At 72.9% G+C, this 19,955-nt stretch carries 18 protein-coding genes; 8 read left to right on the top strand and 10 right to left on the bottom strand.

What is annotated here, in order from left to right; genetic code table 11:
- Positions 1–396 precede the first annotated feature (396 nt).
- Both ACIQE0_RS00690 and ACIQE0_RS00695 read left to right on the top strand, forming a co-directional pair.
- A complete protein-coding gene (locus ACIQE0_RS00690; protein WP_402328025.1) occupies positions 397–1,833 on the top strand; it encodes a hypothetical protein in 1,437 nt (478 codons plus the stop codon).
- A 14-nt stretch (positions 1,834–1,847) separates the two neighbouring features.
- On the top strand, positions 1,848–2,162 hold the full coding sequence (locus ACIQE0_RS00695) for a bifunctional ornithine acetyltransferase/N-acetylglutamate synthase (protein ID WP_402328027.1): 315 nt from the start codon (positions 1,848–1,850) through the stop codon (positions 2,160–2,162).
- A 132-nt stretch (positions 2,163–2,294) separates the two neighbouring features.
- Here the strand turns inward: ACIQE0_RS00695 and ACIQE0_RS00700 are convergent, their stop codons facing one another.
- Complete coding sequence (locus ACIQE0_RS00700) at positions 2,295–4,571, bottom strand: heavy metal translocating P-type ATPase (protein ID WP_402328028.1); 2,277 nt, start codon at positions 4,569–4,571, stop codon at positions 2,295–2,297.
- A 242-nt stretch (positions 4,572–4,813) separates the two neighbouring features.
- Here ACIQE0_RS00700 and ACIQE0_RS00705 point away from each other — a divergent pair, with 242 nt between their 5' ends.
- The gene (locus ACIQE0_RS00705) at positions 4,814–5,059 is read left to right on the top strand and encodes a hypothetical protein (RefSeq protein WP_402328030.1); all 246 of its coding nucleotides are present in this window, start codon (positions 4,814–4,816) and stop codon (positions 5,057–5,059) included.
- A 206-nt stretch (positions 5,060–5,265) separates the two neighbouring features.
- Positions 5,266–6,420 (top strand): HoxN/HupN/NixA family nickel/cobalt transporter, encoded by a 1,155-nt coding sequence (locus ACIQE0_RS00710; protein ID WP_402328032.1) that lies wholly within the window; start codon positions 5,266–5,268, stop codon positions 6,418–6,420.
- 12 nt (positions 6,421–6,432) lie between these two features.
- Here ACIQE0_RS00710 and ACIQE0_RS00715 read toward each other — a convergent pair whose 3' ends face one another.
- The 3 genes from ACIQE0_RS00715 to ACIQE0_RS00725 are packed head-to-tail and all read right to left on the bottom strand — an operon-like array spanning position 6,433 to position 11,060.
- Positions 6,433–8,001 (bottom strand): GMC family oxidoreductase, encoded by a 1,569-nt coding sequence (locus ACIQE0_RS00715; RefSeq protein WP_402328034.1) that lies wholly within the window; start codon positions 7,999–8,001, stop codon positions 6,433–6,435.
- A 39-nt stretch (positions 8,002–8,040) separates the two neighbouring features.
- Positions 8,041–9,594 (bottom strand): APC family permease, encoded by a 1,554-nt coding sequence (locus tag ACIQE0_RS00720; protein ID WP_402328036.1) that lies wholly within the window; start codon positions 9,592–9,594, stop codon positions 8,041–8,043.
- Positions 9,591–11,060: an aldehyde dehydrogenase family protein gene (locus ACIQE0_RS00725; protein WP_402328038.1), complete on the bottom strand. Its 1,470-nt coding sequence runs from the start codon at positions 11,058–11,060 to the stop codon at positions 9,591–9,593. Before ACIQE0_RS00725 ends, ACIQE0_RS00720 begins: the two co-directional genes overlap by 4 nt.
- 219 nt (positions 11,061–11,279) lie before the next feature.
- On the opposite strand from ACIQE0_RS00725, the gene ACIQE0_RS00730 reads away from it, so the two are divergent.
- The gene (locus ACIQE0_RS00730; protein WP_402328040.1) at positions 11,280–11,714 is read left to right on the top strand and encodes a DUF6314 family protein; all 435 of its coding nucleotides are present in this window, start codon (positions 11,280–11,282) and stop codon (positions 11,712–11,714) included.
- Positions 11,715–11,760: 46 nt separating this feature from the next.
- Here ACIQE0_RS00730 and ACIQE0_RS00735 read toward each other — a convergent pair whose 3' ends face one another.
- Both ACIQE0_RS00735 and ACIQE0_RS00740 read right to left on the bottom strand, forming a co-directional pair.
- Positions 11,761–12,663 carry a class I SAM-dependent methyltransferase gene (locus ACIQE0_RS00735; RefSeq protein WP_366330083.1) on the bottom strand — a complete coding sequence of 301 codons (903 nt, stop codon included), beginning with the start codon at positions 12,661–12,663 and terminating at the stop codon, positions 11,761–11,763.
- A gap of 9 nt (positions 12,664–12,672) precedes the next feature.
- Complete coding sequence (locus ACIQE0_RS00740; protein ID WP_402328043.1) at positions 12,673–13,416, bottom strand: ATP-binding cassette domain-containing protein; 744 nt, start codon at positions 13,414–13,416, stop codon at positions 12,673–12,675.
- Between the two features lie 280 nt (positions 13,417–13,696).
- Between ACIQE0_RS00740 and ACIQE0_RS00745 the strand changes: the two genes are divergently transcribed.
- Positions 13,697–14,515: an SAM-dependent methyltransferase gene (locus ACIQE0_RS00745; protein ID WP_384094861.1), complete on the top strand. Its 819-nt coding sequence runs from the start codon at positions 13,697–13,699 to the stop codon at positions 14,513–14,515.
- An 85-nt stretch (positions 14,516–14,600) separates the two neighbouring features.
- On the opposite strand, the gene ACIQE0_RS00750 is transcribed toward ACIQE0_RS00745, so the two are convergent.
- Positions 14,601–15,509 (bottom strand): helix-turn-helix domain-containing protein, encoded by a 909-nt coding sequence (locus tag ACIQE0_RS00750; RefSeq protein WP_384094864.1) that lies wholly within the window; start codon positions 15,507–15,509, stop codon positions 14,601–14,603.
- A gap of 122 nt (positions 15,510–15,631) precedes the next feature.
- On the bottom strand, positions 15,632–15,874 hold the full coding sequence (locus tag ACIQE0_RS00755) for a DUF397 domain-containing protein (RefSeq protein WP_366330079.1): 243 nt from the start codon (positions 15,872–15,874) through the stop codon (positions 15,632–15,634).
- Positions 15,875–16,087: 213 nt separating this feature from the next.
- Between ACIQE0_RS00755 and ACIQE0_RS00760 the strand changes: the two genes are divergently transcribed.
- A complete protein-coding gene (locus ACIQE0_RS00760) occupies positions 16,088–16,615 on the top strand; it encodes an ATP-binding protein (protein ID WP_402328046.1) in 528 nt (175 codons plus the stop codon).
- Positions 16,616–16,652: 37 nt separating this feature from the next.
- Positions 16,653–17,567 (top strand): LysR family transcriptional regulator, encoded by a 915-nt coding sequence (locus tag ACIQE0_RS00765; protein ID WP_402328048.1) that lies wholly within the window; start codon positions 16,653–16,655, stop codon positions 17,565–17,567.
- A gap of 30 nt (positions 17,568–17,597) precedes the next feature.
- Here the strand turns inward: ACIQE0_RS00765 and ACIQE0_RS00770 are convergent, their stop codons facing one another.
- On the bottom strand, positions 17,598–18,644 hold the full coding sequence (locus ACIQE0_RS00770) for a DNA-binding protein (RefSeq protein WP_402328050.1): 1,047 nt from the start codon (positions 18,642–18,644) through the stop codon (positions 17,598–17,600).
- 299 nt (positions 18,645–18,943) lie between these two features.
- Complete coding sequence (gene meaB / locus ACIQE0_RS00775; protein WP_366330075.1) at positions 18,944–19,954, bottom strand: methylmalonyl Co-A mutase-associated GTPase MeaB; 1,011 nt, start codon at positions 19,952–19,954, stop codon at positions 18,944–18,946.
- Position 19,955: the final 1 nt, after the last annotated feature.

Consider the following 19,955-nt stretch of genomic DNA (forward strand, 5'->3'; position numbering starts at 1 on the left):
TACTGCCGTATCTTCCCAAAGGGCGAGGACTGACGGAAGCGACTCGGGGGAGTCAGCATGGCCGACCATCACGGGAAGACCGGATCCGACGCATCGGAGCTGCCCACCTGGCGGGAGACCCCCCGCGCGGTGCCGCCGCCCTTGGGGCCACCGCCCCCGCCGCCGGAGCGGGCGGCGCGGCCGTCCTCCCCGCGATCCGTCGCAACGGACGCTCCCACATGGGGCGTTGAGTCTCCGGAACCGTCGACCACCACGCCCGCGCCGCCACCCGCCCGCCCGTCCCCCTCCGCCTGGCAACAGGGCCACGGCGACGGCATTGACGGCCGGTCGACATGCACGCTTCCGCCCGCACCCCCACCGGGGAGCGGAGACCATGGCGCGGTACCCGTCGGCCCGATGCTGCCGAGCCCGGTGCGGAAGGTGCTCCTCGCCGCGACCGCGCTGCTGGGCGTGCTCGGCTTCCTGATCGTCTTCTTCGGCACGGACGCCCGGGAGACCGCGACGGCACCGCAGCGGAGCGGAGACCGCTCGCCCTTCCTCCAGGCGTTGGACGACCTCGCCCGGGCGCGCGGCCTGCGCTACCAGGACACCTCGACCAGCACCGCGGAGCGTCGCGACGTCAGGGTCTCCCCGTCCGGAATGCTCACGGGCACCCTCAGCGCCGGCAACAAGAACCGCCCGCCCAAGGCCCACCCGCCCAAGGACGCGATGGCGGCGGACCTCCCCCAAGACGTCCTCAGGATCGACGGCAGGACCTACACCCGACGGCAACCGCCTCCCGGCGAGGGGAACCCGACCGGCACCCCGCCGGACGGCCGGCACCCCGACCGGTGGACCATCGGCGCCCCCGGGGATGCCGCCACCCTCCACCGACTCGACCGCTTCCAGCCCCCGGGCGCCCTGGCGGCGCAACTCCGGCGCGCCCTGGACACCCTCCGCGAGCTTCCCGACCCGAACGACCCCAAAAGCAAGCCCGAGTCCGTGGGCGGGGTGCCCGCGCTACGAGCCGACACCCCCGCCGGCAGCCTGCTGGTCTCAAAGGCCAAGCCCTACCGGGTACTTCGCCTTGAGCCGTACGCCCCCACCCCCTCCCCCCACTCCACCCCGCACCCGAAACACGGCACACCGCCCCCGGCGCCCCCGAAGATCACCATCGGCCCCCTGAAGGACGGCGACTCCGCCGGAATGGACCTGACCCCGCTCTCCGGCGGCCAGGCCGACGCGATGTACGCCACCCTCGAAACGGCGGCCGGGCGACTGGCCGACGCCGTCGACGGTGGCGTCGCCTTCTCCCTGAACGACGCGGGCGACTTGGGCTGCGGCCCCGACGGCTGCTACGTCACCGAGCGGTTCACCGGGACGCTCGACCCCGCGGCCCGGGACCGCCACACCGATGGCACCGTCACCGCCGTCCTGCACGCGACCGTCACCATCGACGGGCGGAACGCCGGCTCGTGCACCAGCGATCGGACGACCTTCCGCTTCGGCGGCGACTCGCTCTCCGGCGCCTTGACCTGCTTCGACGCCGATGCCGGAGCAGCCTTCTCGGGGACCGGCGACACGGGCAACACCCGCCCGCGACACCGCACTTGGCCCTCGGGGCACCGCTTCGTCTCCGGCGCCTCCTACCGGCTCCAGGCCACGGTCGAAGCCGTCGCCCTGTCCGCGGACGAGGTGGACGGGCTCGTCGCGCAGGCGCAGCGGGAGCGGCACGACGCGGCCGGGGGCGCCCCGGAGCCGGGCACGCGGCGCTCCGACCGGGGGTGGATGCCGCCGGCGTGCGCCGGAGACGGTCCCGACGAGGGGTGCTCCCAGGGGGAGTTGAGGCAGTAGCGCACTCGACCGCGATGTGGACGGGTGCACCGGCGGTAGGAGCTCCCGCCGGTGCAGCGGACCCCAACTGGGGGCGGGTCCTGATGGCCATCGGCAAGAACACCGAGGACCGCGACATCGTGCCGGACCGCGTCACCGTCGCGTACGGCGACACCGAGGTCTATCCGGCCGAGCCGACCGAGGACGTCCTGGCGCGGCTCGGTGCCGCCATGCGGCGCAGCGAGGTGGAGATCGCCATCGGCCTCGGACTGGGGGACGGCCGGGCGACGGTGTTCGGCTGCGATCTGTCCGCCGGGTACGTCCGGGTCAACGCGGACTACACGACGTGACGTTCGGCCCGGCAGACCCAGGCACGACAAGCCGCCGCGGCCCGTACCGGACGGGCCGCGGCGGCTGGTGGTGGTGACGGAGGTCGGGGCCGGTGACCGGCCCTCGCGGCCTCCGTGTCGGTCGTTGGGGGATCAGCGGTCCGCCGCCTGGAAGCCGCGCAGCCGCAGGCTGTTGCCGACGACGAAGACCGAGGAGAAGGCCATCGCCGCACCCGCGATCATCGGATTGAGCAGACCGGAGGCGGCCAGCGGCAGGGCCGCGACGTTGTAGGCGAAGGCCCAGAAGAGGTTGGACTTGATGGTGCCCAGGGTGCGGCGGGAGAGCCGGATGGCGTCCGCCGCGGCCCGCAGGTCACCGCGGACCAGGGTCAGGTCGCCGGCCTCGATGGCCGCGTCGGTGCCGGTGCCCATCGCCAGGCCCAGGTCCGCCTGGGCCAGCGCCGCCGCGTCGTTGACCCCGTCCCCGACCATCGCGACCGAACGGCCCTCCTGCTGAAGGCGCTTGACGACATCGACCTTGTCCTGCGGCAGCACCTCGGCGATCACCTGCTCCGGGTCGATGCCCACCTCGGCCGCCACCGAGCGGGCCACCGCCGCGTTGTCACCGGTCAGCAGCACCGGCGTCAGCCCGAGCCCGCGCAGCCGCCGGATCGCCTCCGGGCTGGTCTCCTTGACCGCGTCGGCCACCTCCAGCACCGCCCTGGCCGCACCGTCCCAGGCCACCGTGATCGCGGTCCGCCCGGCCGCCTCGGCAGCGGCCTTGGCCTGCGCCAGTTCCTCGGGGAGGGTGATCGCCCACTCGGCGAGCAGCCGCTCCCGGCCGACCAGCACGGCGTGCCCGTCGACGATCCCCTGTACGCCCAGCCCCGCGAGGTTGGCGAAGTCCTCCGGCACCGGCAGGGTGCCCACCTCGGCGCTCGCGCCCGCCGCCACGGCCTGGGCGATCGGGTGCTCCGAGGCGTGCTCCAACGCGCCGGCCAGCCGCAGCACTTCGGCCTTGTCGGTGCCGTCCGCGGTGTGCGTGGCCAGCAGCGTCATCCGTCCGGTGGTCACCGTGCCGGTCTTGTCCAGGACGATGGTGTCGACCTTGCGGGTGGACTCCAGGACCTCCGGCCCCTTGATGAGGATGCCGAGCTGGGCGCCGCGGCCGGTGCCGACCATCAGCGCGGTGGGCGTGGCGAGCCCCAGCGCGCACGGGCAGGCGATGATCAGCACCGCGACCGCGGCGGTGAAGGCGGCGGTCAGTCCGGCGCCGCTGCCGATCCAGAAGCCGAGGGTGGCCAGCGCCAGGGCGATCACGACCGGGACGAAGACCGCGGAGATCCTGTCGGCCAGCCGCTGCGCGGCCGCCTTGCCGTTCTGCGCGTCCTCCACCAGGCGCGCCATCCGGGCGAGTTGGGTGTCCGCGCCGACCCGGGTGGCCTCGACGACCAGCCGGCCGCCGACGTTGAGGGTGGCGCCGGTGACGGTGTCGCCGGGCGCGACCTCCACCGGCACCGACTCACCGGTCAGCATCGAGGCGTCCACGGCGGACGCGCCGTCCACCACCGTGCCGTCCGTCGCGATCTTCTCGCCCGGCCGGACCAGGAACCGGTCCCCGACGCTCAACTGCCCGATCGGAACGGTCACTTCGCGGCCGCCGCGCAGCACCGTGACGTCCTTCGCGCCCAGCTCCATCAGCGCCTTCAGGGCCGCGCCCGCCTTGCGCTTGGAGCGCGCCTCGAAGTACCGCCCGGCCAGGATGAAGGCGGTGACGCCCGCGGCCGCCTCCAGATAGATGTTGCCCGCGCCGTCGGTGCGGGCGATGGTCAGCTCGAACGCGTGGGTCATGCCGGGGGTGCCCGCCGTCCCGAAGAACAGCGCCCACAGCGACCAGAGGAACGCGGCCGAGGTGCCCACCGAGATCAGGGTGTCCATGGTGGCCGCGCCGTGCCGGGCGTTGGTCCACGCGGCGCGGTGGAACGGCCAGGCCGCGTAGGTGACGACCGGCGCGGTCAGGGTCAGCGACAGCCACTGCCAGTACGTGAACTGCAACGCCGGCACCATGGCCAGGACGATCACCGGAACGGCCAGCGCCACCGCCGTGATCAGCCGCTGCTGTAGCGGCCGCAGTGGGTCCGCCTCCCCGCCGCCCCCGTCGTCGGCGCCGTCCGTCGCGTCGCTCGCGATGGGGGCGACCGGCGCCGGCTCGTGCGCGGTGTATCCGGTGGCCTCCACCGTGGCGATCAGGTCCTGGACGGAGACCTCGTCCCGGAAGGTCACCTTCGCCTTCTCGGTGGCGTAGTTGACGGTCGCCTCGACGCCGTCCATGCGGTTGAGCTTCTTCTCGATCCGGGCGGCACAGGAGGCGCAGGTCATGCCGCCGATGGCGAGCTCGACCTCGGCGGCGCCGGGAGTGGTGGTGGTCATGTCTGCTCCTCGCAGCTCACGGAAAGGGAAGATGCCGGGGCCGGGGCGGCGGTCGGGGCGGAACCCCCGCCGCCGCGATGGATACCCCGTGGGGGTATCGGCCCGGCATGGCTCCATGTATACCCCCCTCCCGTATTCACCGCAAGGGTTCGGGCGGGTTGACTGCATACCCCTCGGGGGTATGGTGTGGGCGAATTGAACGACCGCACCGCCGCCGGCGGTCCATGAGGAGGGACTACGTCATGCACGCCGGACTGAAGGTCGGGATCTTCGCCGCCGCGCTCGCCGCGACGTTCGGCATCGCCTACGGACTGGGGGAGACGGTCGGCCCCGTGGCCCCGGACGCACCCGTCGTCCAGCACGTGGGCCACACCGGGCGCGCACACCACGGGCCCGGCGCCACCGGCCAACGGGAGATGGCGGGCGACCGTCAGGGGATGGCGGACGGCCATCAGGGAATGACGGGCGACCATGACCGTCAGCGCTGACCGCCCGACCGTCGCCGCGCACCTGGATCAGGCGCCCGCCGGGCCCCGCTCGCGCGTCTGCGCCTGCTCCCGGTCCTGCTCGCTCCGGCCGCCGCCTCGACTCCGGGCTTTACTGCACATTGGTTGCAACTAAAACCGACTGGCGGGAATGTGGGGAGGGTGTCCCGGTAGAGGCCGGGGCAAAACGGCAGAAAGCAGTATCAGGCATGGCGACGTCCCCCTCCCCGACCCTGGCCGGCCAGGCACCCCCGCCGTCGTGCCGGCAGCGGATCGCGCGGTCGATGACCCGCGCCGAGTGGGGACGGATGGCCGGTATGGCCGGGTTCATCCTCGCGCTGCACGTGATCGGCTGGTTCACCCTGGTGGCGATCGTGGCCCCGGAACACTACAGCCTGGGCACCAAGAGCTTCGGCATCGGCATCGGCGTGACCGCGTACACCCTCGGCATGCGGCACGCCTTCGACGCCGACCACATCGCCGCCATCGACAACACCACCCGGAAGCTGATGAACGAGGGGCAGCGCCCGCTCTCGGTCGGCTTCTGGTTCTCGCTGGGGCACTCCAGCATCGTCTTCGGGCTGGCCTTCCTGCTGTCGCTCGGCGTCAAGGCGCTCGCCGGACCGCTCCAGGACGACAACTCCCAACTGCACGCGGTGACCGGGCTGATCGGCACCACCGTCTCGGGCGTCTTCCTCTACCTCATCGCCGGGATCAACATCGTGATCCTCGTCGGCCTCTGGGGGGTCTTCCGGCGGATGCGGTCCGGCGACTTCGACGAGGCGGCGCTGGAGGAGCAGCTCAACAACCGGGGGCTGATGAACCGGATCCTGGGCCGCGTGATGAAGTCGATCACCAAGCCCTGGCAGATGTACCCGCTCGGCATGCTCTTCGGGCTCGGCTTCGACACCGCCACCGAGATCGCACTGCTGGTCCTGGCCGGCTCCGGCGCCGCCTCCGGCCTGCCCTGGTACGCCATCCTCTGCCTGCCGGTGCTGTTCGCGGCCGGGATGAGCCTGCTGGACACCATCGACGGCTCGTTCATGAACTTCGCCTACGGCTGGGCCTTCTCCAAGCCGGTCCGCAAGGTCTACTACAACCTCACCATCACCGGCCTGTCCGTCGCGGTCGCCCTGATCATCGGCACCGTCGAACTCCTCGGCCTGCTCGCCGACAAGCTCGGGCTGCACGGCGCCTTCTGGGACTGGATCAGCGGCCTGGACCTCAACCTCATCGGCTTCGCCATCGTCGGCCTGTTCTTCGTCACCTGGGTCGTCGCCCTCGCGGTGTGGAAGTTCGGGCGCATCGAGGAGAAGTGGACCGTCCACGTCCGCCCGACGCCGGCCGAGCGGACCACCGACTGACCGGCCGCGGCCTCACGCCTCGCGGACCAGGTCCGCGCACTTCTCGCCGATCATCATCGTGGTGATGCACGGATTGACGGCGGTCAGGAACGGCATCACCGAGCCGTCCGCCACCCGCAGCCCGGTCGTGCCCTTGACCCGCAGCTGCGGGTCCAGCGGGGCGGCCGGATCGTCGGCGGCGCCCATCGCGACGGTGCACGCCGGGTGGTAGACGGTGTTGTGGGTGGTGCGGATGTAGTCCAGCAGATCGTCGTCGGTGCGGGCCTCCGGGCCGGGGGCCAGCTCCGCACCGGCCCAGTCGGCCATCGGGGACCGGGCGACGATGTCCCGGGCCAGCCGCAGCCCGTAGGTCATCACCCGCACATCGTGCTCGTCGGTGAAGTAGCGCGGGTCCACCTTCGGCTTGTCGCGGAAGTCGCGGGTGCGCAGCCGGACCGTGCCGAGCGAGCGGGCGCGGGTGACGTTCGGGGTGAGGCAAAAGGCGTTCTCGGACGTCGGATAGCCGCGCCGGTAGGTGTTCATGTCGAAGGGCACCTGGCCGTAGTGGAACATCAGGTCCGGCCGGTCCAGGCCCGGTTCGGTGGCGTAGAAGACGCCGATCTCCCACCACTGCGTCGAGCTGGTGACCATCGGCCGCTTGGCGTCCCACATGATGACGCCCTCGGGATGGTCCTGGAGGTTCGCGCCCACGCCCGGCGCATCCACCAGCGGTGCGATGCCGTGCGCGCGCAGCTGGTCTGCCGGGCCGATACCGGACAGCATCAGCAGCTTGGGCGAGTCGAGGGCACCGCAGGAGACGATCACCTCGCGGCGGGCCGCGACGGTGCGGGTGTGGATCAGGTCGGGGGAGAGGTAGTCCACACCGGTGCACCGCCGGTCCTCGTCGAAGCGCAGCCGCTTGGCCTGCACCCCGGTACGGACGTCAAGGTTCGGGCGGTCCAGCACCGGGTGCAGATAGGCGACCGAGGCGGAGGAACGGGTGCCGTCCGGACGGCAGTTGATCTGGAACCAGTTCGCGCCGCGGACCACGGTCGTGCCGCTGTTGAACGCGGTGGTGGGGATGCCCACCGCCGCGCACGCCGCCAACAGGGCCGTCCCGCACGGGTCCTTGGGCGGGACGCTGCGCAGGACCACCGGACCGGACCGGCCGTGGTGGCCGCCGGGCGCGTCATTGGTCTCCAGGCGCTGGAAGAGCGGGAAGCAGTCGGCCGCGCTCCAGCCCGTGCAGCCCAGCGCCGCCCACTCGTCGAGGTCCTCGGCCGGCGCCCAGAAGGCGATACAGGAGTTGTGCGAGGAGCAGCCGCCCAGGACCTTGGCGCGGGCGTGCCGCAGGAAGCTGTTGCCGTTCTCCTGCGGCTCGACGGGATAGTCCCAGTCGTAGCCGGACTGGAGCAGGCCCATCCAGCGGTCCAGCCGCAGCACCGCGTCGTCGCCGACGTCGGAGGGCCCGGCCTCCAGCACGCAGACGGTGACGGACGGGTCCTCGCTGAGCCGGGCGGCCACCACCGCCCCGGCCGTACCGCCGCCCACCACGACGTAGTCGAACGAGTCGGTCCGGTCCACGTGGGTTTCGTCGGACATGGCGCTGGCTCCAGATCGCAAGGAGAGGGGCGGGCGGGGTCACGGCGCGGGGGCGGCGTCCGAGTCCTGCGCGGCGTGCGAGGCCAGCACGCCGGTGCGGTGCCGCTGGACGAACCAGTAGTAGGCGAAGCCGCCGAGCGCCACGACGCCGATGAACAGGAAGGCGCCCCAGCGCAGATACCAGTGCTGCGGGCCGGTGGCGTTGTAGACCGCGGCCCGCGGCCAGGCGAGGTTGACGGACATCGCCAGCCCCCAGAGCACCGCCAGGATGTTCACCGGCAGACCGAACCTCCCCAGCGAGAAGCCGCCCGTGGTCCATCTGCCGCGCAGCCGCTGCACCAGCATCGGCACGGTCACCATCAGATAGGCCAGGTAGACCATGATGATCGCGATGCTGGTGATCACCGAGAAGATCTGCGGCTGGTTGACGTTGATCAGCAGGATCGCGACCCCCACCAGCCCGATCACCACCGCGGGCAGCACCGGCGTCTGGAACCGCGGGCTGACCCGGGCCAGCCGCGCGGACGCCGGGAGGTTGTTGTCCCGGGACATCGCGAACATCAGCCGGATCGCGGCGGTGTGCACCGCCAGGTCGCACACGGTGATCGCGACCACCACGCACCACAGCACGAGCTGCCCGACCGCGGGACCGAGGGTGGCCAGCACGACGTACTGGAGGCCGTCCACCGACAGCCGCTCGTCGTGCAGATCGGGCACGGCCAGCAGCGCGAACAGCAGGATCAGACCGCCGATGAAGAACGAGGCGATCAGCGCCCGCAGGATCGCTCGGGGCGCATTGCGGGTCGGGTCCTTGGACTCCTCACCGAGCGAGGAGGCGGTGTCGAAGCCGTACATGACGTACGCGGAGGCGAGCGAGGCGGTCAGGAACGCGCCGAGGTAGCCCAGGCTCTCGCCCTGGCCCCGGCCGAAGGTGTTGGTCAGCGTGCTGACCGGACCGCGGGTGACGTGCGCGGCCAGCAGCAGGATCAGCACCACCGCGGCGACCAACTCGATCGCCACGCCCGCCGAGTTGATCCGCGCCATCAGCTTCACACCGAAGGCGTTGATCAGGGTGGTGAAGGCGATCAGGACCGTGCCCAGGAGGACCGCGTTGGCGGCGGCGTCGGTCCGCCCCGTGCCGTTCCCGATGAACTGGAACCACGACGAGATCTGCGGCAGCGTCACCTGATAGGCCAGCGCCACCGCCGCCAGCGAGACCATGGAGGCGGTGAGCATCATCCAGCCGCCGAGCCAGCCCACGTGCGGACCGCCCAGCTGCTTGGCCCAGTTGTAGATCGAGCCGGCCACCGGATAGCGGCAGGCCAGCTCGCAGAAGCACAGGGCCACCATCAGCTGGCCGCAGAAGACCATCGGCCAGGACCACCAGTACGCCGGACCGCCGTGGCTCACCCCGAAGTAGAAGAGCTGGAAGGTACCGGTGAGGATCGAGATGTAGCTGATACCGGCGGCGAAGGTGTGGAAGTTGCCGAGGGTGCGCTTGAGTTCGGGCTTGTAGCCGAGCTCGGCCAGTGCCCCGTCCTCGTGCGGGCCGTCGTCGTCGGCGCCCTCCTCGGCGGAGCCGGAACCGGTCACTCGAACCACCTCTGCGGCCGCGGGGCGGTGTTCCGCCACACGTGCTTGGCCTCCTGGTACTCCGCCAGCCCGGCCGGCCCCAACTCCCGGCCGATACCGGACTGCTTCATCCCGCCCCACTCCGCCTGCGGCACATACGGGTGGAAGTCGTTGATCCACACCGTTCCGGCGCGGAGCCGGGACGCCACCCGGTGCGCGCGGCCGCTGTCCTGCGTCCACACCGCCCCGGCCAGCCCGTACACCGTGTCGTTGGCCAGCGACACCGCCTCGTCCTCGTCGCGGAACCGCTCCACGGTCAGCACCGGCCCGAACGACTCGTCACGCACCACCGACATGTCCGGGGTGCACTCGTCCAGCACCGTCGGCAGGTAGTAGAAGCCGTCCGCCAGCGCCGGATCGTCCGGTGGCGCCCCGCCGCAGCGCAGCACCGCCCCCTCGTCCAGCCCGGCCGCCACATACGCCGCGATCTTCGCCCGGTGCGCCGCGGAGATCAGCGGACCGGTGCGGGCGTGCTCGTCGAACGGGCCGCCGAGCGGGATCCGCCGGGCGCGGGCGACCAGTTCGTCGACGAAGCGGTCGTGCAGCTCGTCCTGGACCAACAGCCGGGCGCCGGCCGAGCAGACCTGCCCGGAGTGCAGGAAGACCGCCAGCATGGCGTAGTCCACGGCGGCCTCGAAGTCGGCGTCCGCGAACACGATGTTGGGGTTCTTGCCGCCCAGTTCGAGGGCGATCTTCTTGACCGTGGGGGCCGCCGCGGCCATGATCCGGCGCCCGGTGACCAGCCCGCCGGTGAACGACACCATGTCCACCCGCGGGTCCTCGGTGAGCGGCGCCCCCACCAGCGGACCGGTGCCCAGCACCAGGTTCGCCGCCCCGTCCGGCACCCCGGCCTCCGCCAGCAGCCGCATCAGGTGGATCGCGGTGTGCGGGGTCAGCTCGCTCGGCTTCAGCACGAAGGTGTTGCCGGCGACCAGGGCCGGCGCGACCTTCCAGGCGGTCTGGAGCAGCGGGTAGTTCCACGGCGTGATCAGCGCGCAGACCCCGACCGGCTCGTGCCGCACCGTGCTGTCGGCCTCGGGGACGCCGGCGTCCACCACCCGGTCGGTGCCGGCGGACGCACCGAGGTTGCCGAAGTAGCGGAAGCAGTTTGCGATGTCGTCCATGTCGTAGCCGCTCTCCACCAGCCGCTTGCCGGTGTCCAGCGACTCGGCCCGGGCCAGTGCGTCCCGGTCCCGCTCCAGCAGCTCGGCGACCCGCAGGACGATCCGGCCGCGCTCGGCGACCGGCGTGCGGGGCCAGGGCCCGTCGTCGTACGCGAGCCGGGCGGCGGTGATCGCCGCGGCCGCGTCCTTGGGGCCGCCCTCGTCGACGGTCGCGACCAGTTCGCCGTTGGCCGGGCAGCGGATCTCCCGCACCTGGCCGTCGGCCGCTGCGGTCCACTGACCGCCGATGAACAGCTCCGGCATGGGGGCCTCCGGTCCTCGCGGTCTCGTCTCGGGCGGGGCGCCCGCGGCGGGCCCGTACGGGCTTGGCTCCTGCCGCGACGGTCTCCCTCGGTGGTGATCTCGATACCGAGCGTAAGGCGGGCGCCGGGGGACCGCACGGTGCGCGGCGCCGCTGCGCGCGGGCGGGGCGTGGGGTGGGGCCGATGGGGTGAGCGCGCGGCGCTGCCCGACAATGGGGACATGCATCCGGTCCCCGACACCGCCGCGTACCTCACCGGCCGCTGGCACATCGAACGCACCGTCCACGACCTGCGGACCGGCGCCGAGGGCAGCTTCCGGGGCACCGCGGACTTCCGGCCGGACGGCCCGGACGGGACGCTGTGCCACACCGAGGAGGGCGAGCTGACCTGGGCCGGCGTGGTGCATCCGGCCACCCGCACGCTGCGGCTGCGGCCCCGGCCCGACGGCACCGCCGAGGTCACCTTCGCCGACGGCCGCCCCTTCCACGACCTCGACCTGCGCACCGGCCGCTGGCGGGCCGGCCACCCGTGCGCGGCGGACCGCTACGACGGCACCTTCACCGCCGTCACCGCGGACCGCTGGCACCTTCAGTGGCGCGTCGCCGGCCCCGCCAAGGACCAACTGCTGCGCTCGATCTACCGCCGCGCCCACTGACCGCGGCCGGCGCCGGCGCGGCCGCCCGCCGACGGGGCGTGGCGGGCTACGGCTTCACCGCCTTCAGCGCGTACATCAGCGGGATGATCGGCTCCGCGTCCGGCAGCCGCCACCAGCCGTTCCCGTCCGGCACCATCGACGGGAAGCGCGGCCACGGCAGCACCTCGGTCTCCCGGAGGAGCTGCACGCTCAGCCCGGCCCCGAGCACCGCGGAGACGACCTCGCCGACGCCGTGCCGCCACTCGTAACTCGTCGTCGCACTCGCCAGCGGCGGGCCGTCGGTGTAGGTGGTGGGCGCGTCGCTGCGCAGGGCGCCCCGGCCCGCGAGGTAGTCGTGCCGGAGCAGCAGCGGCGGGGTGTCCGGGTCCGCGGGCGGGGTCGGGCCGAGCGCGTTCAGCAGCGGGTGGAACTCGACCAGGTAGAACGTCCCGCCCGGGCGCAGCAGTTCGGCGACGGTGTCGGCCCAGGCGGCGAGGTCCGGCAGGTAGCACACCGCGCCCTTGCCGGTGTAGATCACGTCGAACCGGCGGTCGCCGAGCGCCTCCACCGCGCGGTAGACGTCCGACCGCACGAACTCCATCTCCCGGCCCGCCTCCGCCGCCAGCCGGCGGGCCTGCGCCACCGCCTCGGTGGAGAAGTCCAGCCCCACCGCCCGCGCACCCCGGTCCGCGAACGCGGCCGTCTCGGTGCCCAGATGGCACTGGAGGTGCAGCACATCGCGCCCCGCCAGCGCCCCGAGGTCGCCCCACTCGAAGGGCGCGAACCAGTCCTCGGCCCGCCGCGACCCGTCCAGGCCGTAGAACGCACTGGCCACATGGACCGGTGTACGGGCGTCCCAGTTGGCCTCGTTGGCGCGCACCATCTCCGGTGTGCCGGGCTCCTCCGGACGGTCGGCGGGGGGCGGACCGAGCGGTGCACGGTCGGTGGACTCGTTCTGCTCTGTGGTCATGAACCCCTTCTACCTGCCCCCGCCACATGAGCACCAGGACGGCGTCCCGCACCGCTCCGTACCGGCCACCCGTCGCAGGCAGGACACCCGGCCGTCGGAGAGCACCACCCGCCGGCCCAGCCGCCCGGCGACCGCCTCGTCGTCCGTGGTGATCACGCAGGTGAGCCGGTAGGTGTCCCACACCCGCACCAGCAGCTCGGCGAAGTCCGCCGCGGCCGACGGCGGCAGCCCCTCCGTGGGCCGGTCCGCGAGCAGCACCGCGGGCCGCTTCACCAGCGCCCGGGCGAGCGCCGCGCGCCGCCGGGCGTATGGGTCCAACCGCCCCGGCAGCAGCGCGTCCCGGCCCGTCAGCCCGACCTCCGCCAGCGCCTCCCCGGCCAACTCCCAGCGGTCGGCGGGCCGCAGTCCCAGCGGCGCCAGCGCCGCGGCCACCTCCTGCCGCACCGTCAGCCCCGCGACGGATTCCGGACGGTCGCCGACGCCGCGGCCGAGCAGGCCGATCGACTCGGCGCGGATCCGGCCCAGCCGGGAGGCGGTGACGGTGGCCAGATCCGTACCGTCGAGCAGCACGCTGCCCCGGGTCGGCCGCTCCAGCCCGCCCAGGATCCGCAGCAGCGTGGAGGTGCCCGCACCGGGCGGGCCCTGGACGGCGAGCGCGCCGCCGTCCGGCACATGGAGCCCGACGCCGTCCAGGGCCCGCACCAGCTCACCGCCGTGTCGGTAGTGCTTCGTCACGCCGGTCAGGTGGTACACGGTGCCCTCACTCCTCCGGGCCGCCGGACCGCGACCCCGCGACAGACCGTAGGAAATCCGTGTGACGGGGCCGTGAGCGGACCGTGAGAGGCAGATGAGAACGCCGGGCCGGGCCGGCCGTCCGGCGCGCAGCGGCCGCCGACCGCAGGCGGCCGACCGCCGGTGACCGCGGCCGGCCGACCGCCCACCGCCACCGGCCGGTTGGACGCCGGGCACCGTGGTCGTACCGTTACCGGCACTGCAACCACACCAACACCACACACCAACGGGAAGAGTGGGGATGAACCAAGACAACCGTCCGCTGCCCACCGCCATCGACGTGAGCATTCCGAGCGTGGCGCGGATGTACGACTACTACCTCGGCGGCAAGGACAACTACGCGGTGGACCGCGAGGCCTGCGAGGAGTTAAGCAAGGTCGTCCCCAGTACCCAGGTGCTGGCGATCAACAACCGGCGCTTCCTGCGCCGGGTGGTCCACTGGCTGGCCGAGGAGCACGGCATCCGGCAGTTCGTCGACCATGGCTCCGGTCTGCCGACCCAGGACAACGTCCACGAGGTCGCCCAGCGCGTCGACCCCGCATCCCGTGTGGTGTACATCGACAACGATCCGATCGTGCTGGCCCACGGCCGCGCGCTGCTGGAGGAGAACGAGAACACCGCCGTCATCCAGGCCGACATGCGGGACACCGACGGGATCTTCGACAGCCCCGAGGTCCGGCGGCTGATCGACCTCGACGAACCGGTCGCCGTGCTGTTCGTCTCGGTGCTGCACTGCATCCCGGACGCCGACGACCCGGCAGGACTGGTCCGCCGGGTCGCCGAACGGCTCGTTCCCGGCAGCTTCCTGGTGGTGTGCCAGTTGGTCAGTGAGGACGCGGCGACCCGGGAGTACGTCACCGAGTTCATGCGGGTGAGCACCGAGGGGCAGTGGGGACGGGTGCGGCAGCAGCATGAACTGCGGGCGTTCCTGGACGGGTTGGAGATCCTGGAACCGGGCCTGATGGAGGTCTCCACCTGGCGGCCGGACCCGACGGACGCCGGCCCCAGGCAGCTGACGCAGGAGTGGATCGAGTACGGGGGCGTGGCCCGCAAGCCGTAGGCCCCGGCGGGGCGGCGGGGCGGGAAGCGGTGGGACGGGATGACGGACGACCGTCCCGTCCCGCCGGCCCCGTCCGTCCCCGCCCTCAGCCCTCCTGCTTCAGCAGCCGTTCCAGTATGGCCAGCGACTCCCGCGGTGACTCCGCCTGGGCCGAGAGCCGGTCCATCACCGCGAGGTAGTGGTCGACGTCGTCACGCTTGTCCAGGTAGAGCGCGCTGGTCAGCTGCTCCAGGTAGACGATGTCCGGCAGATCGGGCTCCAGGAAGCGCAGGACGGTGATCGGCCCGCCGGCCGCGGCGAGGCCGCCGAGCATGAACGGCGCGACCTGGAGGGTGATGTTGGGAAGCCGCGCCATCTCGATGAGGTGCCGGAGCTGGCCGGCCATCACCTCGGAACCGCCCAACGGGCGGCGCAGGCACGCCTCGTCGAGGATCGCCCACAGCCGCGGCGCGTCCGTGAGCGTCAGCAGTTCCTGCCGCTGCATCCGCAGCCCGACCCGCCGCTCGGTCTCCTCCGCCGTGGCGCCCGGGTGGCCCAGCTGCGCCACCGCGCGGGCGTACTCGGCGGTCTGCAACAGGCCCGGTACGAACTGGACTTCGTAGGTGCGGATGACGGAGGCGGCCGACTCCAGGCCCAGGTGGGTCTCGAACCAGCTGGGCAGGATGTCGCTGTACTGGTGCCACCACCCGGGCGTACTGGTGCGGCGGGCGAGGGCGAGGAAGGTGGCGCGAGCGGCGCCGTCGGTGACGTCGTACAGCGTCAACAGGTCGGCGACATCGCGTTCCTTGCAGCTCACCCGGCCCAGCTCCAGGCGGCTGATCTTGGCGTGGGAGGCGCGGATGGCATCGCCGGCGGCCTCGCGGGTGATGCCGGCGGCCTCCCGCAGCCGGCGCAACTGGGTGCCCAGCACGATGCGCAGGACGGTCGGGCCGCCGCGCGGATGGTCCAGATAGCGGCGCAGGCAAGGATCAGTGCTCGACTGCGCGGCGCTCATGCTGACTCCCCTGAGTGGTCGGGCGAACGCCCAGTGTCCCATTGCCGCGAGAAGGCGTACACCTACGCCGACTATCCGGACGACATATGCCTCAGAAATGAGGCTCGAAGACCGTCATCGGGTCAGTCGCGGGCGAACAAATCGTCGAACTCGCCGTCCTTCGCGCTCCGTACGAAGGCGGCCATCCCGTCCCGACTGTAGATCAGCGCGGGACCCGAGGTGTGCCGCGAATTGCGCACCGCGACCCTGTTGTCCGGAAGAACGGCCAGTTCAACGCAGTTCCCGCTGGGGTTGCTGCGGCGGCTCTTGCGCCACACCGCACCTTCGATGCCGGTGGCCGGCATCCCGTTGGTCATCGACTCCATCACGGTTGCTCCCTGGGTGGGGGGTGTGTTCGGGACCAATCCGGGGCCGCGATCACATTGGCGTGATCCCGTCCCTGGGCGGCCGCCCTTGCCGATGTAATTGCAGATGCACTTGCAGCGTTGGACGGCCGCCGAGGATATTAGCCCCCCGGGACGGCCCCGCCCAGAGCGTCCCGGACGCGCCCAACTCGTATGCCCTCCGCGGAGATCGTGATGACCACACACCCGGCACAGTCCGAGCGCGAAGCCCTCCGGGAAGGAGGCAGGCCCCCGGCCGGCATCGGCCGTGACACGTCGTGGATGCCGGCGCCGAACGGATTCGCCGCCTGCGCGCTCAGCAACTCGGCATGCACCGTGGCGGAGGCCCGCCGCTTCACCCGGACCACCCTCAAGGGCTGGCAGATGTGTCCGCTCCTGGCCGACAACGCCGTCCTGATCGTCTCGGAACTGGTCACCAACGCGCTGCGGCACGGCGCCGCCGACCCCTTCGAGCTGATCTTCAACTCCCGTGTGAACGCCCGCTTCTGCCCCGCCTGGCTGGCGCTGACCCGACAGGAGCGCGGGGTGCTGTGCGCGGTCTCGGACGGTGGGACCGGCGCGCCCGAGCTGCGGCCGGCGGACGCGCTGGCCGAGTCCGGGCGCGGACTCCGCCTCGTCGACGAACTCAGCGACTCCTGGGGCTGGACCCCGCCGGACCAGTCCGGCAAGACGGTGTGGGCTACGGTGGTGGCGCGCGGCTGAGGGCGCCGCCGGGGGACGACCGCGGGGGCCGAAGCCGATGGATCTGTTGTCGCTGCGCTACTTCCGCGCGGTCGCACGCCGGGAGCACATCAGCCGGGCCGCCGAGGAACTACGCGTCGCCCAGCCCTCGGTGAGCCGGACCATCGCCCGGCTGGAAGCCGAACTGGGGGTGCCGCTCTTCGACCGCCAGGGCCGCACCGTCCGCCTCAACCGCTACGGTTCCGCTTTCCTGCGCCGGGTCGAACGGGCCCTGGACGAACTCGACGAGGGCCGCGCCGAGTTGGCCGACGCCGCCGGGCCCGAGCGGGGAACCCTCGCGCTGGCCGCCGAGACCCTGCTGCCGCTCGCCCCGCTCCTGGGCGACTTCCGGGCCGAGCTGCCCGGCGTCGCGGTACGGCTCTTCCAGTCCACCCCCGGCACGATGCTGGAACAACTCCGCGCCCGTGAGGTGGACTTCTGCATCGCCTCGCAGCCGCTGGCCGGGCCCGGACTGAACGCGGTGCGGCTGCGGCGCGACGAGGTCCACCTGGTGGTGCCGGCCGGACACCGGCTCGCCGACCGGGAACGGGTCGCGGTGGCCGATCTGATCGACGAACCGTTCCTGACCACCCGGCCCGGCCGCTGGCAACGCGCCCTGCTGGACCGGCTGTTCGCGTCGATCGGGCAGCGCCCGGTGATCGCCTGCGAGGGCGACGAACCCGCCGCCACCCTCTTCCTGGTCCAGGCCGGGCTCGGCGTCGGGCTGCTTCCGGCGGCCGCCCGCGCCGCCGCCGCGTCGGAGCCGGTCGCCTGGCTGCGGATCGACGCCCCCGACTGCGCCCGCACGCTCCGCCTCGTCCGGCGCGCCGACGGCTATCTCTCGGTGGCCGCGGCCCGCTTCCGGGACCTGGCGCTGACACACTTCGCGGCCGAGGACGGCCCCTCGGACAGCACCCCGGTACGGCACGGCTGAGCGCACGCACGCCGCCGGGAGCCGGATTCCTCAGCTCCGCGGATGCGTGCCCGCACCCGGCGTCGACGCGACGAGGCGCCGTTCGACGCACTCCACGGCGGTGTACGCGCCGAACGCCGCGAGGCGGAGCAGCGCGGTGTCACCGGCTTCCCCCTCGGGCGCCGTCACGCGCCAGAACTCCACGTCGGAGAAGGCCAGTTGGGCCGGAGCGAGGGCCGTCAGGAGTGCCACGGCGGCGGCCGGCCGGTCGGTGCCGCGCAGTCCGGACAGCGCGGCGTAGAGCCAGGCACGCGCGGCCGGCTGACGGCCGCCGGGGTCGGCGGTGGGCGGCCGGCCGCCGTACTCGGCGACGGTCTCCGCCACCCGCGTCCGGACGGTGTCGGTGAGCCCCGCCCCGCCGTCCGCCGCGGCCGCGGACCGCAGCGCCGCCAGGCCCGCGCCCAGGGGTGCCCCGCCGGCCCAGGAGGGCGCCGGACCGGTGGCGCCGGCCAGTAGCGACAGGCTGTCCCCGGGCCGCGCAGTGCGCTCCGCCGTCGAACGGGCCGCAGCGCGACGGCCCTTCAGGCGCCACGGCCACCGGCCGACGCCCCCGGGCACGGGTGCGGAGACCAGGGCGGAGCCGAGCCGGGTGAGGAAGTGCGCGGTCAGCGCGGCGCCGAGGAACTCGGGGGCGTGGACGGCCGGGAAGGGGGGCTCGGCCGGCGGGCCCTTTGGGGCGGCGGTGGCCGCGCCCCAGGCCAGCAGCCGGGCGTGGCCGGGGTCCTCGGGGGTGCCGCCGGCGCGCACCGTCCGGGCCAGTGCGGGATGGCCGCCGGCGTCCAACGCCCGTGCCTGGGTGCGCAGTACCGGCGCGCACCGGCCGGCCCGCGCCACCCCGGCCGCGACCAACTCCCGGTCGGTGCGCGATGCCCGGCCGGCCACCAGGGACTCGTGGAACGCCACCCAGGTCGCGCACAGCAGATCGGGGGCGCCGAAGAGCAGCCGGAGCTCCGGGGGGATGCCGGAAGCGCCGTAGTGAGCGACCAACTGAGCGTGAACGGCGCCGAGTTGGACGTCTCCGGCGGTTGCGGGGTCCACGGGGGTGGTGTGAGGGAAGGGGCTCGGCACGGTGTCTCCAGTTCGGTTCCGGAGACGGCCCGGCAACGGCCGCCCCCGGAATAGATCCTTTCCGTGGACGCACCCCAGGGACGTCGTACGAGGGGGTGCACTTCCCCCTACCGCCCCCGTATCAGGAGCCTTTCCCGGCTCCTCCCGGTGGCGTAGGGGATTCCGTAGGGGAACCCCGAGACCCATGAACCAAAGGGGCGCGGAGCGGCGTCGCGATGACGCGCCCCACGCCCCGAAGTGCCGTGCGTGCAGATGGAAGTGACGTTGTTTCAGCCGTGTTGGTCGGCTGCGCCGTCCCCCGGTCCGAAGGCCGACAGCAGCCGTTCCGCCGCCAGCGTCGCGGTGATCTCGCCGGCGCGGACCGCGCGTTCGACCTCGGGTCCCAGGCGGCGGACGTCCGGATGCTCCTGGAGGCGGTCGAGCAGCCGCTCCCGGACCATCGACCAGGTCCAGTCGACCTGCTGGGTCCGGCGCCGCTCGGCGAGCGCGCCGGTGGACTCCAGCAGGGTGCGGTGCTGCTCGATCCGCTCCCACACCGTCTTCAGCCCGGTGCCCTCGCGGGCGCTGCAGGTGAGCACCGGTGGGGTCCAGGCGGCGTCGTGCGGCTGCAACAGCCGTAGCGCGCCCGCCAGTTCGCGGGCAGCCGAGCGGGCGTCCCGCTCGTGCGGACCGTCCGCCTTGTTGACCGACACCAGGTCCGCGAGCTCCAGGACGCCCTTCTTGATGCCCTGGAGCTGGTCGCCGGTGCGGGCCAGCGTCAGCAGCAGGAAGGTGTCGACCATGTTGGCGACGGTGGTCTCCGACTGGCCGACGCCGACCGTCTCCACCAGCACCACGTCGTACCCCGCGGCCTCCATCACCACGATCGACTCCCGGGTCGCCCGCGCCACCCCGCCCAGCGTCCCGGACGTGGGGGAGGGGCGGACGAACGCCGCCGGGTCGGTCGCCAGCCGCTCCATCCGGGTCTTGTCGCCCAGGATGGAGCCGCCGGTCCGGCTGGAGGACGGGTCCACGGCCAGCACCGCCACCCGGTGCCCCATCCCCGTCAGCAGCGACCCCAGCGCGTCGATGAAGGTCGACTTGCCGACGCCCGGCACCCCGCTGATGCCCACCCGCCGGGCCGCACCGGAGTACGGCAGCAGCCGCACCAGCAACTGCTGGGCGGCCGCGCGGTGATCGGCACGGGTGGACTCCACCAGGGTCACCGCGCGGGCGATCCAGGCCCGGGAGCCGGCCCGCACCCCCTCGGCGTACCGGTCGACATCGATCCTCGCAGGCATG

It is taken from the genome of Streptomyces sp. NPDC093097 (assembly GCF_044754325.1).
GTDB lineage: Bacteria > Actinomycetota > Actinomycetes > Streptomycetales > Streptomycetaceae > Streptomyces.